The organism is Pseudomonas fluorescens (assembly GCF_001623525.1).
GTDB classification, from domain to species: domain Bacteria; phylum Pseudomonadota; class Gammaproteobacteria; order Pseudomonadales; family Pseudomonadaceae; genus Aquipseudomonas; species Aquipseudomonas fluorescens_Q.
In genome coordinates this window covers 4741440-4762957 of sequence record NZ_CP015225.1, presented here as the reverse complement: position 1 = coordinate 4762957, position 21518 = coordinate 4741440, and the positions used below count along the sequence as shown (strand labels likewise).

General features: G+C 61.5%; 18 protein-coding genes. 13 read left to right on the top strand and 5 right to left on the bottom strand.

What is annotated here, in order from left to right; genetic code table 11:
• Positions 1-424 precede the first annotated feature (424 nt).
• Positions 425-1849, bottom strand: a complete 1425-nt coding sequence (gene aspA / locus TK06_RS20445) for an aspartate ammonia-lyase (RefSeq protein WP_003196363.1) — start codon at positions 1847-1849, stop codon at positions 425-427.
• Positions 1850-2028: 179 nt separating this feature from the next.
• On the opposite strand from aspA, the gene TK06_RS20440 reads away from it, so the two are divergent.
• The 5 genes from TK06_RS20440 (at position 2029) to TK06_RS20420 (ending at position 6036) form a co-directional block, all read left to right on the top strand.
• Complete coding sequence (locus TK06_RS20440) at positions 2029-2946, top strand: LysR substrate-binding domain-containing protein (RefSeq protein ID WP_063323555.1); 918 nt, start codon at positions 2029-2031, stop codon at positions 2944-2946.
• A gap of 526 nt (positions 2947-3472) precedes the next feature.
• Positions 3473-3964 (top strand): 5-(carboxyamino)imidazole ribonucleotide mutase, encoded by a 492-nt coding sequence (purE, locus tag TK06_RS20435; RefSeq protein ID WP_003196369.1) that lies wholly within the window; start codon positions 3473-3475, stop codon positions 3962-3964.
• A 12-nt stretch (positions 3965-3976) separates the two neighbouring features.
• Positions 3977-5062, top strand: a complete 1086-nt coding sequence (locus tag TK06_RS20430) for a 5-(carboxyamino)imidazole ribonucleotide synthase (protein WP_063323554.1) — start codon at positions 3977-3979, stop codon at positions 5060-5062.
• Positions 5063-5164: 102 nt separating this feature from the next.
• A complete protein-coding gene (locus TK06_RS20425; RefSeq protein ID WP_003196372.1) occupies positions 5165-5410 on the top strand; it encodes a GlsB/YeaQ/YmgE family stress response membrane protein in 246 nt (81 codons plus the stop codon).
• A gap of 89 nt (positions 5411-5499) precedes the next feature.
• The gene (locus TK06_RS20420; protein ID WP_063323553.1) at positions 5500-6036 is read left to right on the top strand and encodes a DUF3299 domain-containing protein; all 537 of its coding nucleotides are present in this window, start codon (positions 5500-5502) and stop codon (positions 6034-6036) included.
• A gap of 72 nt (positions 6037-6108) precedes the next feature.
• On the opposite strand, the gene TK06_RS20415 is transcribed toward TK06_RS20420, so the two are convergent.
• Both TK06_RS20415 and TK06_RS20410 read right to left on the bottom strand, forming a co-directional pair.
• Entirely contained in the window at positions 6109-7008 is a 900-nt protein-coding gene (locus TK06_RS20415) for a D-hexose-6-phosphate mutarotase (protein ID WP_063323552.1), read from the bottom strand.
• A gap of 58 nt (positions 7009-7066) precedes the next feature.
• The gene (locus TK06_RS20410) at positions 7067-7471 is read right to left on the bottom strand and encodes an acyl-CoA thioesterase (protein ID WP_003177184.1); all 405 of its coding nucleotides are present in this window, start codon (positions 7469-7471) and stop codon (positions 7067-7069) included.
• Between the two features lie 378 nt (positions 7472-7849).
• Between TK06_RS20410 and TK06_RS20405 the strand changes: the two genes are divergently transcribed.
• The 8 genes from TK06_RS20405 to TK06_RS20370 all read left to right on the top strand — a co-directional run bounded on the left by TK06_RS20405 (position 7850) and on the right by TK06_RS20370 (position 18553).
• A complete protein-coding gene (locus TK06_RS20405) occupies positions 7850-9148 on the top strand; it encodes an MFS transporter (RefSeq protein WP_063323551.1) in 1299 nt (432 codons plus the stop codon).
• 268 nt (positions 9149-9416) lie between these two features.
• Positions 9417-10415: a phosphate ABC transporter substrate-binding protein PstS family protein gene (locus TK06_RS20400; protein ID WP_063323550.1), complete on the top strand. Its 999-nt coding sequence runs from the start codon at positions 9417-9419 to the stop codon at positions 10413-10415.
• A 405-nt stretch (positions 10416-10820) separates the two neighbouring features.
• Positions 10821-12854: an ABC transporter permease subunit gene (locus tag TK06_RS20395; RefSeq protein ID WP_203417444.1), complete on the top strand. Its 2034-nt coding sequence runs from the start codon at positions 10821-10823 to the stop codon at positions 12852-12854.
• A gap of 15 nt (positions 12855-12869) precedes the next feature.
• Entirely contained in the window at positions 12870-14540 is a 1671-nt protein-coding gene (pstA, locus tag TK06_RS20390) for a phosphate ABC transporter permease PstA (protein WP_063323548.1), read from the top strand.
• A gap of 93 nt (positions 14541-14633) precedes the next feature.
• Positions 14634-15467, top strand: a complete 834-nt coding sequence (gene pstB / locus TK06_RS20385) for a phosphate ABC transporter ATP-binding protein PstB (protein WP_063323547.1) — start codon at positions 14634-14636, stop codon at positions 15465-15467.
• Between the two features lie 112 nt (positions 15468-15579).
• On the top strand, positions 15580-16341 hold the full coding sequence (gene phoU / locus TK06_RS20380) for a phosphate signaling complex protein PhoU (protein WP_063323546.1): 762 nt from the start codon (positions 15580-15582) through the stop codon (positions 16339-16341).
• Between the two features lie 167 nt (positions 16342-16508).
• Positions 16509-17429: a response regulator gene (locus TK06_RS20375; RefSeq protein ID WP_063323545.1), complete on the top strand. Its 921-nt coding sequence runs from the start codon at positions 16509-16511 to the stop codon at positions 17427-17429.
• A gap of 227 nt (positions 17430-17656) precedes the next feature.
• Positions 17657-18553, top strand: coding sequence for a peptidoglycan DD-metalloendopeptidase family protein (locus tag TK06_RS20370; protein ID WP_003196393.1), 897 nt, complete (start codon positions 17657-17659; stop codon positions 18551-18553).
• A 148-nt stretch (positions 18554-18701) separates the two neighbouring features.
• Here TK06_RS20370 and TK06_RS20365 read toward each other — a convergent pair whose 3' ends face one another.
• Entirely contained in the window at positions 18702-20042 is a 1341-nt protein-coding gene (locus tag TK06_RS20365; RefSeq protein ID WP_014335895.1) for a hemolysin family protein, read from the bottom strand.
• A gap of 113 nt (positions 20043-20155) precedes the next feature.
• Positions 20156-21442 (bottom strand): phosphate regulon sensor histidine kinase PhoR, encoded by a 1287-nt coding sequence (phoR, locus tag TK06_RS20360; protein WP_219737734.1) that lies wholly within the window; start codon positions 21440-21442, stop codon positions 20156-20158.
• Positions 21443-21518 lie beyond the last annotated feature (76 nt).

Genomic DNA, 21518 nt, shown 5'->3' with positions numbered 1-21518 from the left:
GTCGGCGCGCGGCACAACAGGTGAGGCGATGTTTCGTCCCGGTCCATTTTCGCGGGTTTGTTATTAGTTCGGTTTTCGCATGTTTAAGGATCTCGCTGCAGACGACCGCTCATGCGAAGAGGGGCGGCACTATACCTATCAGTGCGGTGCCCGTCTGCACAGTTGTGGTGCGTCCGACGAAACGAACCCTTTGAAACACCTGGCCTTTCGGTCAGGTTCTTGTGGGAACGAGCCTGCTCGCGTTGGCTGGCGACGCGGTTTACAACGGGCAGCGCGTCGTCGTTTATCGCGAGTAGGTTCCTTCCCACAGGTTCAGTCATCCTTTGCTGCTATCAATTAAAAAAAGGGCTTGGGGAAGATCCCCAAGCCCTCAAAAGGTGAGAGGTGTCTAGTCCCTCGACCTGGTGAGCGGTGGTCGTGTCGATCACGCTTTGAGCGGGACCAGGCGCGGAGCAATCATGTTTTCCGGGCGCAGGATGTCGTCGAGCATGGCGTCGTCGAGCAAGCCTTCTTCGCGCACCAGTTCCAGCACGCCGCGGCCACTTTCCAGGGCAACACGGGCGATGCGGGTGGCGTTTTCATAGCCGATGTACGGGTTCAGGGCGGTGACCAGGCCGATCGAATGCTCGACCAGTTCACGGCAGCGCGCTTCGTTGGCGGTGATGCCGACGATGCAGTGCTCGCGCAGCATGTCCATGGCCCGTTGCAGCAGGCGGATCGAGTCGAAGATCTTGAAGGCGATCAGCGGCTCCATCACGTTCAGTTGCAGTTGGCCGCCTTCGGCCGCGATGGTCAGGGCCAGGTCGTTGCCGATGATCTGGAATGCCACCTGGTTGACCGCTTCCGGGATCACCGGGTTGACCTTGCCGGGCATGATCGAGCTGCCTGGCTGGCGGGCCGGCAGGTTGATTTCGTTGATGCCGGTGCGCGGGCCGCTGGACAGCAGGCGCAGGTCGTTGCAGATCTTCGACAGCTTGACCGCGGTGCGCTTGAGCATGCCGGAGAACAGCACGAAGGCGCCCATGTCGGAAGTTGCTTCGATCAGGTCGGCAGCCGGAACCAGCGGCTGGCCGCTGATGGTTGCCAGGCGCTGCACGGCCAGGGCCTGGTAGCGCGGGTCGGCGTTGATGCCGGTGCCGATGGCGGTGCCGCCCAGGTTCACTTCGGTGAGCAGTTCAGGCGCCAGGGTTTTCAGGCGTGCCAGGTCTTCGCTCAGGGTGGTGGCGAAGGCGCGGAATTCCTGGCCGAGGGTCATCGGCACGGCGTCTTGCAGTTGGGTGCGGCCCATTTTCAGGACGTGGCTGAACTCTTCACCTTTGGCCGCGAACGCCTGGATCAGGCTGTCGAGGCTGGCCAGCAACGCGTCGTGGCCCAGCAGCAGACCCAGGCGGATCGCGGTCGGGTAGGCGTCGTTGGTGGACTGCGCCATGTTCACGTCGTTGTTGGGGTGCAGGTACTGGTACTCGCCTTTCTGGTGGCCCATGGCCTCCAGTGCGATGTTGGCGATGACTTCGTTGGCATTCATGTTGGTCGACGTGCCGGCGCCGCCCTGGATCATGTCCACCACGAATTCTTCGTGGAAATCGCCGCGGATCAATCGTGCACAGGCTTCACTGATGGCTGCGTGCTTGGCTTCGCTGAGCTGGCCCAGTTCGCGGTTGGCGTCAGCGGCGGCCTGTTTGACCATGGCCAGGCCGACCACCAGCTTAGGGTAATGCGAGATCGGGACGCCGGAGAGACGGAAGTTGTTTACCGCTCGTAGGGTCTGGATGCCGTAATACGCTTGCGCTGGTACTTCGAGTACGCCAAGCAGGTCTTTTTCTGTGCGGAATGATGCAGCGGAGGACATGATGGAAATCATCTCGATAAGGACCCGGTCTGAGCCGGAACGCTGCGAATCCTAGGCTCTCGAAAAAAATAGGGCCAATGCTGTTAAGCACTGGCCTATGCATATTCGGCATAATGTCGGTGTGACGTCGGCAGTGCGACGAACGTGTGACCTGTTTTGGTGCGTTTAAGGGAGGCGTGATGAATCTTGAAAGCAAATGGCTTGAGGACTTCAGTGCCCTGGCCGCCACCCGCAGTTTCTCCCAGGCGGCCGAGCGGCGTTTCGTCACGCAACCGGCCTTCAGCCGGCGAATCCGCAGTCTCGAGGCGGCGCTGGGGCTGACCCTGGTCAACCGTTCGCGCACGCCCGTCGAGCTGACGGCGGCGGGGCAGTTGTTCCTGGTGACGGCGCGTACGGTGGTCGAGCAACTGGGTGAAGTGTTGCGCCATTTGCATCACCTGGAGGGCGGGCAGGGCGAAGTCATACAAGTGGCCGCCGCCCACTCCCTGGCGCTGGGCTTCTTCCCGCGTTGGATCGCCCAGCTGCGCAATGAAGGGATGAACATCGCCACGCGGCTGGTGGCGACCAACGTCGGCGATGCCGTCCATGCCTTGCGTGAAGGGGGCTGCGACCTGATGCTGGCCTTCTACGATCCGGATTCGGCCATGCAAATGGACCCGGAAATCTTCCCGTCGCTGCACCTGGGCCAGACCGAGATGCTGCCGGTGTGCGCCGCCGGTGCCGATGGCAAGCCGCTGTTCGACCTTGAAGGCGAGGCCAGCGTGCCGCTGCTGGCCTACAGCGCCGGGGCCTTCCTCGGGCGCTCGGTCAACCAGTTGTTGCGCCAGCGGGCGTTGCGGTTCACCACCATCTACGAGACGGCCATGGCCGACAGCCTCAAAAGCATGGCCCTGGAAGGCCTGGGCATCGCCTGGGTGCCGCACCTGAGCGTACGCGCCGAACTGGCCCGGGGCGAACTGGTGATCTGCGGTGGGACACAATGGCACGTGCCGCTGGAGATCCGCCTGTACCGCTGCGCCCTGGTGCGCAAGGCCAATGTGCGGTTGTTGTGGCGCAAGCTCGAAGGTGGTGTGGCGCAGAGTGTGGCCGGATCCTGAAGACAACGCGGATCCCCTGTGGTGCGGGCTTGAGGCTACCTCAACTCAACAGCACTTGGGCCCACCCTTGCCACCGTAACCAACAGCGCAATCAAGCCAGACAACTACCCTGTGGCGAGGGAGCTTGCTCCCGCTCGGCTGCGCAGCAGTCGCAGAACCGGCGGATACGGTCGGCCTGAAGGACCGCCGGGGCCTGCTTCGCACGCCAGCGGGAGCAAGCTCCCTCGCCACAAGGGATCTGTGGCGTATGCAAATCTTGAGAACACCCAAAACAAACTGTGGGCTTGCTCGCTCCCACAGGGGATTTGTGTCGTTGCTCTGCTGACCTGAGAGTCAATAAAACCGCCCCTTCACCGCAAATGACAGATGGTCGGCGAAAGTGCGTTTAACGCACCATTTTCGGTATACTGCCCGGCCTTCGGTCGGTTCGCCCGGCCATAATTCGTACAACAAGCCACGCCGGTTTCCTGCGTGGCTTGTTGTTTTTTGACGCGCCTGCGGGCGCCCAGAGAGAAGAGGCACGACGATGAGTGCACTGGTTGGCGTGATCATGGGCTCCAAGTCCGATTGGTCCACCCTTAGCCACACCGCCGATATGCTGGAAAAGCTCGGCATCCCTTACGAGGTGAAAGTGGTCTCCGCCCACCGTACCCCGGACCTGCTGTTCCAGTACGCCGAAGAGGCCGAGGCGCGTGGCATCGAGGTGATCATCGCCGGTGCCGGTGGCGCCGCCCATTTGCCAGGCATGTGTGCGGCCAAGACCCACCTGCCGGTGTTGGGCGTGCCGGTCCAGTCTTCGATGCTTTCGGGCGTCGATTCGTTGCTGTCGATCGTGCAGATGCCAGCCGGCATCCCGGTCGCGACCCTGGCCATCGGCAAGGCTGGTGCGATCAACGCGGCCCTGCTGTCGGCGAGCATTTTGGGCGCCAAGCATCCACAGTTTCATACCGTGCTGAAAAAATTCCGCGCTGAGCAGACAGACAGCGTCCTGGACAATCCAGACCCACGCATTGCCTGAGGTTGTTGACGAATGAAGATCGGTGTAATCGGTGGCGGCCAGTTGGGTCGCATGTTGGCCCTGGCAGGTACGCCGCTGGGAATGAACTTCGCTTTCCTGGACCCGGCGCCGGACGCCTGTGCTAGCGCGTTGGGTGAGCACCTGCGGGCCGACTACGGCGACCAGGATCACCTGCGCCAACTGGCCGATGAAGTCGACCTGGTGACCTTCGAGTTCGAAAGCGTCCCTGCCGAGACCGTGGCCTTCCTGTCCCAGTTCGTCCCGGTCTACCCGAGCGCCGAGGCCTTGCGGATCGCCCGTGACCGCTGGTTCGAAAAGAACATGTTCAAGGACCTGGGCATCCCCACGCCGGCTTTTGCCGACATTCAGTCCCAGGCCGACCTGGACGCCGCCGTCGCTGCCATCGGCCTCCCCGCCGTGCTCAAGACCCGTACCCTGGGTTACGACGGCAAGGGTCAGAAAGTCCTGCGCAAGCCTGAAGACGTGGTCGGTACGTTCGCTGAACTTGGCAGCGTGGCCTGCCTGCTGGAAGGCTTCGTGCCGTTCACCGGGGAAGTCTCGCTGATCGCCGTGCGTGCCCGTGACGGTGAGATCCGTTTCTATCCGCTGGTGCACAACACTCACAAGGACGGCATCCTCAAGCTGTCCGTCGCCAGCACCGACCATCCGTTGCAGGCCCTGGCCGAGGACTATTCCAGTCGGGTGCTCAAGCAGCTCGATTATGTCGGCGTGATGGCATTCGAGTTCTTTGAAGTGGACGGCGGCCTCAAGGCCAACGAAATCGCCCCTCGGGTACACAACTCCGGGCACTGGACCACCGAAGGCGCCGAGTGCAGTCAGTTCGAAAACCACCTGCGGGCGGTGGCCGGGCTGCCACTGGGGTCGACCGCCAAGGTCGGTGAGAGCGCGATGCTCAACTTCATCGGCAAAGTGCCGGACAGCGAGAAAGTCCTGTCGATCGCTGACTGCCATTTGCATCACTATGGCAAGGCATTCAAGGCCGGGCGCAAGGTCGGTCACGCCAACCTGCGCTGCGCGGACCGAGCGACGCTGGCCCAGCAGATCATCAAGGTCGAGACGCTGATCGCCGAGCAATAATCCGCGCCATCGGTGGAACCATTCGTCGGCTAACCTCTCTCATGGCTAAGTGCCAAAGCCTGATCGGGCTTTGGCATCGCTATCCAATCAGAGGGCAATGCCATGGGAATCATCGGAACCATCTTTATCGGCTTGATCGTTGGCCTGCTGGCGCGGTTCCTGAAACCGGGCGATGACAGCATGGGCTGGATCATGACCATCTTGCTCGGTATTGGCGGTTCGTTGGCAGCCACTTACGGCGGCCAGGCCTTGGGCATCTACCAGGCTGGCCAAGGCGCTGGCTTCATCGGTGCCCTGGTGGGCGCGGTGGTGCTGCTGGTGATCTACGGCCTGATCAAAAGAAACTGATTCAAATGCGATAAAGCCCTCTCTGCCTGGCGCGCAGAGGGGGCTAGAATGCTCGGCGTTTCACTTTCCACTCATTGCCGAGCCCTTTCATGCGCCGTCTAGTGTTGACCCTTCTTCTGCTGGGCAGTGGCCTGGCCCATGCTGCCGAGCTGCCGGAAACCGACTGGCTCGAACTGATGCCCAAGTCGGACCAGAAAGCCCTCGAGGCCATGCCCGAGATCGACCACGACTCCCCCGAAGCCAGCGGCACCTTCACCGAAAAAGGTGGCCTGAAGCAAAGTAAAGGCTTGCCGGCGGTGATGTATTCGACCAAGACCGTGGCGTCGATGAACGACAAGCACATTCGTATCGGCGGTTACCCCGTGCCATTGGAAACCGACGCCAAGGGCCGTAGCACGCTGTTTTTCCTGGTGCCTTACCCCGGCGCCTGCATTCACGTCCCGCCACCACCACCGAATCAACTGGTGCTGGTGCGCTACCCCAAGGGCCTGAAGCTGGATGACATCTATACGCCGTTGTGGGTGACCGGCACGCTGAAGATCGAAAAGGTCGACAACGACCTGGCCAGCGCGGCGTATGCGCTGGATGCGGAGAAGGTGAGGGTGGTGCAGGAGGCGGATTTGTAACCGGCTGGTTGGCGCGACCCAAGATCCAATGTGGGAGCGAGCAAGCTCCCACAGTGGTTTTTGTGGTGTGGGTTAGAGCGGCTTGCTGCAGAGGCTCACGCCAAGGGTATGGCTGGCGTCGGGCAACAGCGTCACCACATCGTCCATCACATTCGCCGTCTCGATGCATAGCATGTGCTGCCAGCCATCGTCGGCCATGTCGCTGAAGGCCTTGGCGCGTTCGGTCCAGGGGTTCCAGATCACCGCCGAGCGTGAACCGCTGCTGGCCAGCTCGATCCGGCGTTCCCACTGCGGGTCGATGATGCTCAGCTTTGGTGGGGTATCGAGATAGATGCGGTCGGTCTCGCCAGCAAAGTGCAGGTTGCCGGCCTGGGTGACGATTTTCCAGTCGTCCAGGGTCTCGATGTAGTTCAGGCCATCGACCCCTTCGACCTGCACGTTGCGCACGTCGCTCACGGCGAAGTAGCTGTGCAGCGCCTGGCTGAGGCTGACGGTTTCGCTGCCACGGTTATGACTGGTGAGGCGAATGTGCAGTTGCTCGTCCATCACGATGGTCAGCGTCAGGTCCACCCGGTGAGGCCAGCCCGAAAGGCCGTTTTCGGGGTAGGGCAGCACGAATTCCACCTTGAGGCTTTCGCCTTCGGCTTCGATGCCCTTCAATTCCCAATCCATCGCCCGTACCAGGCCGTGGGCCGTGGCCGGGTCGTTGGTCACGCGCATGGCCTGTACGCTGTCGGGGTTGCGCGTCAGGTTGCCGAACCACGGCCAGCACACCGGCACGCCCGCGCGAATGCTCTTGCCGGCCTTGAACGTGGCCTCGTCGTTGAGCCAGATCAGCGGCGGCTGGCCGTCCACTTGATAGCTGAGGATATGCGCGCCTTGTTGGGCCACCAGCAACTCGGCCTGACCGTGGCGGATGCGCCAGGCGTTCAGTTCATCCAGTTTGACGGCTTCGACGTTGGGCGTAGGCATGTTGCAAATCTCGCTCGGGGAACAGGAACTGCAATGGACCGCAAAACGGCCGCCGTGTTTAACGGGCGCGCGGCGGAACCGAACGGGTCCGACCACTGCCGTCGATGGCGACGAAGACAAACACCGCCTCGGTCACCTTGCGCCATTCACTGGACAACGGGTCGTCGCTCCAGACCTCGACCATCATCTGGATCGAGCTGCGGCCGATTTCCAGCGCCTGGGTATAAAAGGAAAGCTGCGCCCCCACTGCCACCGGCACGAGGAACGCCATGCGATCGATCGCCACGGTAGCCACGCGTCCGCCGGCTACCTTGCTGGCCATGGCGGTGCCGGCCAGGTCCATCTGGGACACCAGCCAGCCGCCGAAAATATCGCCGAAGCCGTTGGTCTCGCGAGGGAGCGCGGTGATTTGCAGGGCCAGGTCGCCTTGCGGGATTGGATCTTCTTGTTCGAGCTCTATCATGCAGGGGGTGCCTCTGACCCGTAACGCTGTCTTGTACTTCAGGTGAATAGCCGTCTTTGTAAAAAACGATTCAGCCCGAACATACTGCGTTCGTCACGTTTTTCGTAAAGGCGTGCCAAAGGGAAACTCTGCGAAACCGGCTGGTTCTGGTACTACGCCACCAACGACGTTTTCGCACAGCAACCCCTTACAGAGTACTGCAAGGTTGCGAGTATATCGGGCGATAGACGTCGAGACGACCACTCGGTTCTGATTTTGACTATCAAATACGCACCTCTATGTGCTTTTTCGAACAATTTGCTATCGTGCCGGACCTGCCCAGGCCCCCCAACCCGTATTGCCAGGGTTGCAGAATCGACTATAAGAGAAGCCCTTGCCATGACCACTGCGCCTTCGAGCACGGCGACGCCCGCACAACCCGCGCGTCCATTGACCCGCAACGATTACAAGACCCTGTCGCTTTCTGCCTTGGGCGGTGCGCTGGAGTTCTACGATTTCATCATTTTCGTGTTCTTTGCCACCGTGGTCGGCAAATTGTTCTTCCCTGCCGAAATGCCTGAGTGGCTGCGCTTGATGCAGACGTTCGGCATTTTTGCCGCCGGTTACCTGGCCCGGCCGCTAGGCGGGATCGTCATGGCCCATTTTGGCGATCTGCTGGGGCGCAAGAAGATGTTCACCCTGAGCATTTTCATGATGGCCGTGCCGACCCTGATCATGGGCCTGCTGCCCACTTATGCACAGATCGGCATGTGGGCGCCCATCCTGCTGTTGCTGATGCGGGTGATCCAGGGCGCGGCCATCGGCGGGGAAGTGCCAGGCGCCTGGGTCTTCGTTTCCGAACACGTTCCGGTGCGCCACATCGGCTATGCCTGCGGCACGCTGACCTGCGGCCTGACGGCGGGGATTTTGTTGGGTTCGCTGGTCGCCACGGCGATCAACAGCCTTTATACACCGGCGGAAGTGGCCGATTACGCCTGGCGGATCCCGTTCTTGCTGGGTGGCGTATTCGGGCTGTTTTCGGTGTATCTGCGTCGCTGGTTGCACGAAACCCCGGTGTTCGCCGAGCTGCAACTGCGCAAGGCTCTGGCCGAGGAAGTGCCGCTGCGGGCCGTGCTGCGTGATCACCGCGGCGCCATCGCCATTTCCATGCTGTTGACCTGGTTGTTGTCGGCCGGCGTCATTGTGGTGATCCTGATGACACCGACCGTGCTGCAGACGGTTTACCACTTCAGTCCGACCACCGCGTTGCAGGCCAATAGCCTGGCGATCGTGTGCCTGAGTTTCGGTTGCATCGGTGCGGGTGTGCTGGCCGATCGTTTTGGTGCCGGTCGGGTGTTTGTCTTCGGTAGCGGTTTGCTGTTGATCACATTCTGGACCTTCTACCATTGCTTGTTCGATCACCCCGAATGGCTGTTCCCGCTGTATGCCTTGAGTGGCTTGCTGGTGGGTACCATCGGCGCGGTGCCTTATGTCATGGTCAATGCTTTCCCGGCCGTGGTGCGTTTCAGCGGCTTGTCGTTCTCCTACAACCTGGCCTACGCCATCTTCGGCGGCCTGACCCCGATGGTCGTGACCCTGCTGTTGAAAGAGAGCCCGATGGGGCCGGCGTATTACGTGGCGGCCATCTGTGGGATCGGGATCGTGGTAGGCGGCTACCTTTGGAAGAAAGGGCGCTAGATGGCTCTGAACAGGCTTCTGTGGCGAGGGGATTTATCCCCGTTGGGCTGCGTAGCAGCCCCCATGGCTGGATGCAATCAGCCTGAAGCACCGAGGCGCTGGCTTGAGGGCCGCTTCGCACCCCAACGGGGATAAATCCCCTCGCCACAACATCTTGTAAAACTCGATACTGGCCTTTCATCCAATTGTCATATTTCAGCCATAGAGTGTTCACACGGCTTACCGATACTTGGCCGACTTAACACACCCTATCTGCTAGGAGTAAGGCATGAAACTGAAGCGTTTGATGGCGGCAATGACTTTTGTCGCTGCTGGCGTTGCGACTGCCAACGCGGTTGCCGCTGTTGATCCTGCGATCCCGAGCTACACCAAGACCACTGGTGTATCGGGCAACCTGTCCAGCGTCGGCTCCGATACCCTGGCCAACCTGATGACCTTGTGGGCCGAGAACTACAAGAAAGAATACCCGAACGTAAACATCCAGATTCAGGCCGCCGGTTCCTCCACCGCGCCACCTGCTCTCACCGAAGGCACCTCCAACCTGGGCCCGATGAGCCGCAAGATGAAGGACAACGAGCTGCAGGCTTTCGAAACCAAATACGGTTACAAGCCTACCGCCATCCCGGTTGCCGTGGACGCCTTGGCGGTATTCGTACACAAGGACAACCCGATCAAAGGCCTGACCATGGCTCAGGTTGATGCGATTTTCTCCTCTACTCGTCTGTGCGGCGCCAAGGCCGACGTCAAGACCTGGGGCGACCTGGGCGTGACCGGTGACCTGGCCAACAAGCCAGTCCAGTTGTTCGGTCGTAACTCGGTATCCGGCACCTACGGCTACTTCAAAGAAGAAGCCCTGTGCAAAGGTGACTACAAGTCCAACGTCAATGAACAGCCTGGCTCGGCCTCGGTTGTACAGTCGATCAGCAGCTCGCTCAACGGCGTTGGCTACTCGGGTATCGGCTACAAGACCGCCAGCGTGAAAACCGTTGCCCTGGCCAAGAAAGAAGGCGGCGAGTTCATCGAAGACACCGAAGAAAACGCCCTGAACGGCAAGTACCCGCTGTCGCGCTTCCTCTACGTTTACGTCAACAAGGCACCGAACAAGCCTCTGGCCCCGCTGGAAGCCGAGTTCGTGAAGCTGATCCTGTCCAAGCAAGGCCAGGAAGTCGTGGTCAAGGACGGTTACATCCCGTTGCCAGCCAAAGTGGCCGCCAAGGCACTGGCTGACCTGGGTCTGTCGGAAGGCGGCAGCGTCGCCAAGAAGTAATACCTGAGCCCGGGCCAACGCCCGGACTCCCGTGGGAGTGAAGGTTGCTCCCACAACCCAAATTCCTGTCCGCTGCCGCTTTCTGCCGGCGGCGGATTTGTTGCGTCACTGCATTGTCATCTTTCTGTCATACAGGATCGCTAGGGTGTGCGCATGAATGATCTGGCCAACTCCACAATGACTACGACTTCCCCTCCCAAGCGCATTGACTTCAATACGCCTGAGCTGCAACGCAAGCGCCGTATTCGCGCGCTCAAGGATCGCCTGACCCGCTGGTACGTGCTGGTCGGTGGCCTCGCTGTCCTTGCTGCCATTACGTTGATCTTCTTCTTCCTGGCCTACGTGGTGCTGCCCCTGTTCCAGGGCGCGGACCTGACCGCCAAGGACACGATCACCCCGGCCTGGATGCAAGACGCCGGCAAACCCTTGATGATCTCCATCGAAGAACAGAACCAAGTCGCCATGCGGGTTTCCGACAAGGGCCAGGCGCTGTTCTTCGACATCAGCAGTGGCGCCGAACTGCGCCGCATCGACCTGCCGATTCCGGCCGGCGCCAGCGTGACCGCCATTGGCGAAGACCAGCCCGGCAGCCCGCTGGTGGCAATCGGTCTGTCCAACGGCCAAGCCCTGGTATTTCGTCACACCTATAAGGTCAGCTACCCGGACGGCAAGAAAACAATCTCGCCTGCCGTCGAATACCCTTACGGCGAGACGCCGATTGCATTGAACGAACAGGGCGCGGCCCTGGAACATGTCAGCCTCAACGCCACCGACTCGACCCTGCTGCTGGCCGGTTCCAGCGGTGCCCAACTGCAAGTGCTGTCGCTCACCAGCGAAGAAAACATGATGACCGGTGAGGTCACCAGCGAGCAGACCCGCATCGACCTGCCGCAGATGACCGAGCCGGTGAAGAACATCTTCGTCGACCCGCGTCAGCAATGGCTGTATGTGGTCAACGGACGTGCCCAGGCCGACGTGTTCAGTCTGCGGGACAAGAGCCTCAATGGCCGCTACAAGCTGCTCGAGAACGCCGACGCCCAAGTCACCGCCGCCACCCAGCTGGTGGGCGGGATCTCGCTGATCATCGGCGACTCCAAGGGCGGCCTGGCCCAGTGGTTCATGGCCCGCGATCCGGACGGCGAGTTGCGCTTCAAACAGATTCGTACTTTCCAGATGGGCACCACGCCCATCGTCGAGATCAGCGCCGAAGAACGTCGCAAAGGCTTTGTTGCGCTCGACGCCGCCGGCAAGCTTGGCGTGTTCCACAGCACCGCCCACCGTACTCTGCTGGTGGACCAGGTGGTCGACGGCCAGGGCCTGTTCGGCATGTCGCCACGGGCCAACCGCCTGATCGTTGAACAGGGCGGCAAGCTGCAACCGTTGACGCTGGACAATCCGCACCCGGAAGTGTCGTGGAGCGCGTTGTGGAGCAAGGTCTGGTACGAAAACTACGACGAACCCAAGTACGTCTGGCAATCGACCGCCGCCAACACCGACTTCGAACCCAAGATGAGCCTTTCGCCGCTGACCTTCGGCACCCTGAAAGCGGCGTTCTACGCGATGTTGCTGGCTGCGCCGCTGGCCATTGCCGCCGCGATCTACACCGCCTACTTCATGGCCCCGGGCATGCGCCGCAAGGTCAAGCCGGTGATCGAGCTGATGGAAGCGATGCCGACGGTGATCCTCGGGTTCTTCGCTGGCCTGTTCCTGGCGCCGTACGTCGAAGGGCACCTGCCGGGTATTTTCAGCCTGCTGATGTTGCTGCCAATTGGCATCCTGGTCGCCGGTTTCGTCTTCAGCCGGCTGCCGGAATCCATTCGCCTGAGAGTGCCGGACGGCTGGGAAAGCGCCCTGCTGATCCCGGTGATCCTGTTCGTGGGCTGGCTCTCGCTGTACATGAGCCCGTACATGGAAGCGTGGTTCTTCGGCGGCGACATGCGCATGTGGATCTCCCATGACCTGGGCATCACCTACGACCAGCGCAACGCCCTGGTGGTCGGCCTGGCGATGGGCTTCGCGGTGATCCCGAACATCTATTCCATCGCCGAAGACGCCGTGTTCAGCGTGCCGCGTGGCCTGACTCTGGGCTCCCTGGCCCTCGGTGCCACGCCGTGGCAGACCATGACCCGCGTGGTGATCCTCACCGCCAGCCCCGGCATCTTCTCGGCGCTGATGATCGGCATGGGCCGTGCGGTGGGCGAGACCATGATCGTGCTGATGGCCACCGGTAACACGCCGGTCATGGAAATGAACCTGTTCGAAGGCCTGCGCACCCTGGCGGCCAACGTGGCGGTGGAGATGCCTGAGTCGGAAGTCGGCGGCAGCCATTATCGCGTGTTGTTCCTGTCGGCCCTGGTGCTGCTGTTGTTCACCTTCGTCATGAACACCCTCGCCGAGCTGATCCGTCAGCGTCTGCGCAAGAAATATTCGTCGCTTTAAGAAAGGTAGAAGTCTGTGAAACAGAACTCCCTGAAAGGATGGTTCAAGAGCGGCGCCCCCGGCGTCTGGATCAGCGGTGGTGCGGTGTCCATCGCGGTCATCATGACCATTGGCCTGCTGGCGGTGATCGCCGTGCGCGGCCTGGGCCACTTCTGGCCGGCGGACCTGGTCCACGCCAGCTACAACGTGCCGGGCATGCCTGCGCACCTGGTGGTCGGCGAAGTCGTGCAGAAGGAAGAAGTGCCTCGTGAGCGCCTGAAAAGCGCTGGCCTGCCGGTGCCGGACGAAGGCCCCGAGTTCATGACCCGCGAACTGATCAAGGTGGGCAACCGGGACCTGAACGGCACCGACTTCACCTGGATCGTCGGCGACTGGCTGACCAACCAGACTACGCCGCCGGAGCTGATGGCCATCGAGCGTCGTGAGTGGGGCAACTTCTACGGCTACCTGGTCAACGTCAAGGAAAACGGCAAGGTCATCGCCGAAGGCGAGGCCGCCTGGCCGCAACTGCAGGCTCGCGTAGAGCGCGTCAACCAGTTGGCCTCCGAGCTCAAGACCCTGGAAAAAGTCGACATCGGTGCAATCAACGCCGGCCTGGAACGCATCCGTCTGCACGGTCGCAAACTGGAGCTGGACGGCAAGCTCGACGCTTCTGCCCAGGCGGACCTGGAAAGCGAGCGCGCCGAGCTCAATGCCCGCTACAAGGACATCGAAGCGCGCCTGGCCGACCTGCATGCACAGTTCAATCGCGACAGCCTGACCGCCCGCGATGCCAACGGCAAGGAAGTGGAAATCGAAATCGGCAAAGTGGTGCACGCCTACCAGCCAAACGGCATGGGCACGTTCACCAAGATGGGTTTCTACGTCAGCAAGGTCTGGGAATTCCTCAGCGACGACCCGCGTGAAGCCAACACCGAAGGTGGCATCTTCCCGGCGATTTTCGGCACTGTGATGATGACCCTGATCATGGCGATGATCGTGACGCCGTTCGGCGTGCTGGCGGCGGTCTACCTGCGTGAATACGCCCGTCAAGGCCCGATGACCCGCCTGATCCGCATCGCGGTGAACAACCTGGCCGGCGTTCCGGCCATCGTCTACGGTGTGTTTGGCCTGGGCTTCTTCGTCTACGTGCTGGGTGGTTCGGTCGACCGCTTGTTCTTCCCCGAGGCCTTGCCGGCGCCGACCTTCGGCACCCCGGGCCTGCTCTGGGCGTCCCTGACCCTGGCGCTGCTGGCGGTGCCGGTGGTGATCGTGGCCACCGAGGAAGGCCTGGCGCGGATCCCGCGTACCGTGCGCGAAGGCTCCCTGGCCCTTGGTGCGACCAAGGCCGAGACCCTGTGGAAAATTGTCCTGCCCATGGCGAGCCCGGCGATGATGACCGGGATGATCCTCGCCGTGGCCCGTGCTGCCGGTGAAGTGGCACCGTTGATGCTGGTAGGCGTGGTGAAGCTGGCCCCGTCGCTGCCGCTGGACGGCAACTACCCGTATCTGCACCTGGACCAGAAGATCATGCACCTGGGCTTCCATATCTATGACGTGGGCTTCCAGAGCCCGAACGTCGAAGCGGCGCGACCGCTGGTGTACGCCACGGCGCTGCTGCTGGTGCTGGTGATCGCCACGCTCAACCTGTCGGCAGTGTGGATCCGTAACCACCTGCGCGAGAAATACAAAGCGTTGGATAGCTAAAAGTCATTAGCCACAAGCGGCAAGCTACAGGCCGCTTTTGCTCAAACTTGCAGCTTGCAGCTAGAAGCTTGCAGCTACGAACGGAGTGAGACCATGCAACACGAAGCACATACACACGGCATCAACATGTCGGCCCTGGGCCGCGACAAGCAGAGCCTGAACCTGGCCGAAGAAACCGTCGCCATCGAAGTGCCCGGCCTGAACCTGTTCTACGGCCAGAAGCAGGCACTGTACGACGTCAGCCTGAACATCCCGAAACAGCGTGTCACCGCGTTCATCGGTCCGTCGGGCTGCGGCAAGTCAACCTTGCTGCGCACCTTCAACCGCATGAACGACCTGGTGGACGGCTGCCGCGTCGAAGGGGAAATCAACCTCTACGGCAACAACATCTACCGCAAGGGCGAAGATGTGGCCGAGCTGCGTCGTCGCGTGGGCATGGTGTTCCAGAAGCCCAACCCGTTCCCGAAAACCATCTACGAGAACGTGGTCTACGGCTTGCGCATCCAAGGCATCAACAAGAAGCGCATCCTCGACGAAGCCGTGGAATGGGCCCTCAAGGGCGCGGCGTTGTGGGATGAGGTCAAGGACCGCCTGCATGAGTCGGCCCTGGGCCTGTCCGGCGGTCAACAGCAGCGCCTGGTGATCGCCCGCACCATCGCCGTGGAGCCGGAAGTGCTGCTGCTCGACGAACCCTGCTCGGCCCTGGACCCGATCTCGACGCTGAAAGTCGAAGAACTGATCTATGAGCTCAAGTCCAAGTTCACCATCGTCATCGTGACCCACAACATGCAACAGGCGGCGCGGGTTTCCGATTACACCGCGTTTATGTACATGGGCAAACTGGTGGAATTCGGCGACACCGATACGCTGTTCACCAATCCGGCCAAGAAGCAGACCGAGGACTACATTACGGGCCGCTATGGCTAGCGGCAGCTGCGAGCCGCAAGCTTCAAGCGGCAAGTAAAAGCAGTTTAGCGTAACGACACACATCAGCTTGCAGCTTGTAGCTTGCAGCTCACAGCTTTTGCGGAGCAAAACCATGATTTCGAAGGAAGGCCTCACCCATCACATTTCCGCACAGTTCAACGCCGAGCTGGAGGAGGTGCGCAGCCACCTGCTGGCCATGGGCGGGCTGGTGGAAAAGCAGGTCAACGACGCGGTGACCGCGCTGATCGAGGCCGATTCGGGCCTGGCCCAGCAAGTGCGCGAGATCGACGACCAGATCAACCAGATGGAGCGCAACATCGACGAGGAGTGCCTGCGCATCCTCGCCCGTCGTCAGCCGGCGGCTTCCGACCTGCGCTTGATCATCAGCATTTCCAAGTCGGTGATCGACCTGGAGCGGATCGGCGACGAAGCCACCAAGATTGCCCGTCGAGCCATCCAGTTGTGCGAAGAAGGCGAAGCGCCGCGCGGTTACGTCGAGGTGCGCCATATTGGCGACCAGGTGCGCAACATGGTCCGCGATGCACTGGACGCCTTTGCCCGCTTCGACGCCGACCTGGCGTTGTCGGTGGCCCAGTACGACAAGATCATCGACCGCGAATACAAGACCGCCCTGCGGGAGCTGGCGACTTACATGATGGAAGACCCGCGCTCCATCTCCCGGGTATTGAGCATCATCTGGGTGCTGCGTTCTCTGGAGCGCATCGGCGATCATGCGCGCAACATCTCGGAACTTGTCATCTACCTGGTGCGCGGCACCGATGTCCGGCATCTGGGGCTCAAGCGCATGAAGGAAGAAGTTGAGGGCACCCCGTCCGAAACTGCTAATGTTCCGGACGGAGCTGACGATAAGTAAGATTGCCAGGAAAAGTGCCCGGCCTTCTGGTCGGGCTTTTTTTTGGGTTTTTTTTTATCGAAAGCAGCACCCCGCGAACGAAAAGTCCCGGCGTGACTGAAGGTTTTTGGCGATGTGCCATCAGTAAAAGCGGTATGCTTGCCGGGATTTTTTAGAGGTGTATCTGGATGAGTAAGGTCAGTGTGTTGGTCGTGGACGATGCTTCGTTCATTCGTGACCTGGTGAAGAAGTGCCTGCGCAACTACTTCCCGGGCGTGCGCATCGAAGACGCGGTGAACGGCAAGAAAGCCCAAGCCCTGCTGGCTCGCGAAGCGTTCGACCTGGTGTTGTGCGATTGGGAAATGCCGGAAATGTCCGGCCTGGAACTGCTGACCTGGTGTCGCCAGCAGGACAACCTCAAGGGCATGCCGTTCGTGATGGTCACCAGCCGCGGCGACAAGGAAAACGTGGTCCAAGCCATCCAGGCCGGCGTTTCCGGCTACGTCAGCAAGCCGTTCACCAACGAGCAGCTACTGACCAAGGTCAAGCAGGCCCTGCATAAGGTCGGCAAGCTCGACACGCTGATGAACAGTGCCCCGACCAAGATGAACTCGGCGTTCGGCAATGACTCTTTAAGCGCCCTGACAGGCGGCAAGGCACCGGTTGCCGCTGTGGCTTCGGCCCCCGCCGCCCCTGCTGCAGCCGCTCCGGCGCGTGGCTTGCTAAACAGCCCGCCGGTCAAGGCGCCGGTAGCCGCCACCGCTTCGTCGGCCAACCGCGGCCAAGGCCAGTTGCGCCTGTCCAGCGGTACCCAGCAATGCGTGATCAAGGCCCTGAGCCTCAAGGAAGCGCTGCTGGTGGTCAAGCGCTCCGACTCCCTGCCGCAAGTCCTCGAAGGTGCGGTGCTGGACATGGAGCAGGGCGACAACGCTGAAACCGCTCGTCTCAACGGCTACCTGCACGCCATTGTCGCCCATGAACAGACGCCCGATAGCGAATGGCTGCAGTTGACGTTCCGCTTCGTCGACAAAGACCCGCAGAAACTCGACTACATCTCCCGCCTGATCGCCCGCGGCACCGCGCAGAAGCACTTCGTACCGGGCGCCTGATACAGCCGCAGATCGTTCCCATGCTCCGCGTGGGATGCCTCTACGGACGCTCTGCGTTCGGCGCTTGAGGGGACGCGGAGCGTCCCTGGCTGCATTCCCACGCAGAGCGTAGGAACGATCACCAACACCGATCGCTGATCCAATTTTGAAACATCCGTCGACTACGCTGGTCCATCCCAGCTGCTAGGCTGCTGTGCAGGCCTTCATTTTTCGACAGAACTTTACCCATGCTCGCTCCCCTGCTGTTTGCCTGTGGTCTTGTCCTGGCCTCCACCTCGGCCGTGGCCATGACGATCTACAAATCCACCGATGCCAATGGCGTGGTGTCCTATAGCGACCGCCCCAGCAAGGGCGCCCAGGTGTTCGTGTTCCGCGACCGCATGGTCGAGCGCCTGGAGCGACAGGTATTCCTGGATATCAAGAAGCAGAATGGCGCGGACGCGGTGTTCGTGCGCAACGATTTGTATGCGCCGGTGGAGATCGAATTGAGTTTCGCCGGGCTTCGCAACGTCAGCGGGGCACCGAGCAGGCCGATTCGCCGGGTGCTGCCGGCGCGCAGCAACCTGCGCCTGGCGCTGCTCACGGCCACTCAGCCCGGGAGGCCGCTGGTCTACACCCCAAGGTTCGAATATTCCCTGGGCGACCCCGCAGGCGCGGCACAGGCCTATCAGTACCCGTTGCCGTGGCGTGGTGGGCCGTTCCGGCTGAGCCAGGGTGCCAACGGCCAGTACAGCCATTACGGCCCGAAGAACCGCTACGCCATGGACATTGCCATGCCCGTGGGCACGCCGATCATCGCGGCGCGGGGCGGCGTGGTCATCAAGACCGAAAACGAGCAGACCGGCCGCGGGGACGACCCTTCGGGCAACTTCGTGCGGGTGCTGCACGATGACGGGACCATGGGCGTCTACCTGCACTTGCAGAAAGGTTCGGTGAGCGTACGGGAAGGGCAGCGGGTCGGGGTGGGCACGCCGTTGGCGTTGTCGGGCAACACCGGCAACAGCTCAGGCCCGCACCTGCATTTCGTGGTGCAGCGCAATACCGGCCTGGGGCTGGTGTCGATTCCCTACCAGTTCAATCAACCGGTGGGCGACCTGCCCAACTTTGCGTTGGGCAAGCAATAATCCAGGTCACGCCGATCCCCTGTGGCGAGGGGGGTTGCTCCCGCTCGGCTGCGAAGCAGTCGTCGCTTTTGGGGCAGCTTCGCGGCCCAGCGGGAGCAAGCTCCCTCGCCACAGGGATCGTGTTAGAGGCTTGGGGGCCGGTCGATACTCAATCGAGCATCAACACCTTCGCCAGAATGATCTTAGGTCCTTTCATCTTCTTGATGATGATGCGCAGGCCTTCGACCTCCAGCACTTCTTCCTCTTCCGGCACGCGCTTGAGGGTTTCATAGACCAACCCAGCCAAGGTTTCGGCTTCGATGTGGTCCAGGTCGATCCCTAGCAGGCGCTCGACCTTGAACAGCGGCGTATCACCCCGTACCAACAGCTTGCCCGGCTGGTAGGCCAGGATGCCGCGTTCGGCTTTGCGGTGTTCGTCCTGGATGTCACCCACCAGCACTTCCAGCACGTCTTCCATGGTCAGGTAACCGATGATGTTGCCGTCGGCTTCCTCGACCAAGGCGAAGTGCGAGCCGCCCTTGCGGAACTGCTCCAGCAATTGCGAAAGCGGCATGTGCCGCGACACGCGCTCCAGCGGCCGGGTCAGTTCGGCCAGGTTGAACGACTCGGGAATGTGATCCAGGGCCGCCAGTTCCAGCAGCAGGTCCTTGATGTGCAGCAGGCCGACGAACTCCTGGCGCTCGCTGTCATACACCGGATAACGGCTGAACTTGTGGCGCCGGAACATCGCCAGGATTTCCTTGAGCGGCGCGTTGAATTCCAGCGTCACCAGGTCTTCCCGGGAGTTGGCCCAGTCCACCACTTCCAGCTCGCCCATCTCCACGGCCGAGGCCAGCACGCGCATGCCCTGGTCGCTCGGGTCCTGGCCACGGCTGGAGTGTAGGATCAGTTTCAGTTCTTCGCGGCTGTAATGGTGCTCGTGATGCGGGCCGGGTTCGCCTTGGCCGGCGATGCGCAGGATGGCGTTGGCGCTGGCGTTGAGCAGGTAGATCGCCGGGTACATCGCCCAGTAGAACAGGTACAGCGGCACGGCGGTCCACAGCGACAGCAGCTCGGGTTTGCGAATGGCCCAGGATTTGGGCGCCAGTTCACCGACCACGATGTGCAGGTACGAAATGATGAAGAACGCGGTGAAGAACGACACGCCCTTGATCACTTCCGGCGACTGTACGCCGACTGCGCCCAGCAACGGCTCGAGGATATGGGCGAACGCCGGCTCACCGACCCAGCCCAGGCCCAGGGAGGCCAGGGTGATACCCAACTGGCACGCCGACAGGTAAGCGTCGAGCTGGCTATGAACGGTGCGCAGGATATGCCCGCGCCAGCCGTTCTGCTCGGCAATGGCTTCGACCCGGGTCGAGCGCAGCTTGACCATGGCGAATTCGGCCGCAACGAAAAAACCGTTGAGCAAAACCAGGATCAGAGCAAAAAGAATCATGCCGAATTCGGCGAAGAGTGTGACGAGGGACAAGCCAGGGGAAGGGTCCATGATGGAGTTTTGCGGGTTCCGTATAGTCGTAGGAATTGAAAATGAGCGCCTGAAAAGGCAGGCGCAAGTCAGTCAATGTAGCGGCTGACTCGGCAATTGCCTAGGGGGCGTGCTCAATCAGCGGGGCGAGCGAGGCGTGCGCGAACCACCTGGGTCGGAGCGAAATGGCAGGTAAAGGTGCTGCCATGGCCGGGTACGCTGCTGATTTCCATGCGGGCGCGATGGCGCAGCAGGACGTGTTTGACGATGGCCAGGCCCAGCCCGGTGCCGCCGGTATTGGAGTTGCGGCTGGAGTCGACACGGTAGAAGCGTTCGGTCAGGCGCGGCAGGTGTTTGCTGTCGATGCCAATGCCCGAATCACGCACGCTCAGGTGCGCGCCTTGCTCATCGCCCCACCAGCGCACATGGATCCGGCCTTGCTCCGGCGTGTATTTGACCGCGTTGAACACCAGGTTGGAAAACGCACTGCGCAGTTCCGCCTCGCTGCCTTTGAGCTGCACGGCCGCGTCGGCTTCCAGGGTGATGGTCTGCTGCTTGGAGCCGGACAGTTCCTGCGCGTCTTCGACAATGGTTTGCAGCAGATCGTCGATGGACACTGGCTGGTTGTCCGACGGGTAATCGGTGGCTTCCAGCTTCGCCAGCAGCAGCAAGTCGTTGAGCAGGGTCTGCATGCGCCCGCTTTGCTGGTGCATCTGCTGCAAGGCCCGGCTCCAGCGCGGGTTCACTTCCTCGACGTTGTCGAGCAGGGTTTCCAGATAACCACAGATCACCGTCAATGGCGTGCGCAGTTCGTGGGAGACGTTGGCGATGAAGTCCTTGCGCATCTGTTCCAACTGATGGATGCGCGTGACGTCGCGGACCAGCATCAGATGCTCATTGTTGCCATAGCGCGTGATGTACAGCTGGATACGTAGCCGATCATTGGTGGGCGAAGGAATTTCCAGCGGCTCGGCGTAATTGGCCTGCTCGAAATATTCCTTGAAGCGCGGATGACGCACCAGGTTGGTCACCGGCTGGCCGCTGTCCTGTGGCGTCTTGAGGCCCAACAGGGTTTCGGCGGCGCGGTTCCACCATTCCAGGTTGCCATCGCTGTCGAGCATGATCACGGCGTCTTTGAGTGCCGCGGTGGACTCCTGGACACGGTCGATCACCGCTTGCAGGCGCCCGCGCACGCGCTGGTCGCGCCGTTGCAGGTGGTAAATGCTGTCGAATACCTCACCCCAGAGGCCATAGCCGTCGGGCGGGGCTTCGTCGGGTTGGTGCAGGCGTAGCCATTCATGCAGGCGCAGCAATTGCTTGAGGGTCCAGGCCAGGTAAAGCCCCAGGCCCGCGGCCAGGCTCCAGCCGTAGTAGCCGCTGATCAAGCCGATCACCAGACAGCCGGTCACCAGCAACAACATGTGGCGAATCAGGGTGCCATGCCAGTTTTGATTCACGTGACGCGCGTCCTTGTCAGCTTGTCGGGCGGTAAGGGCT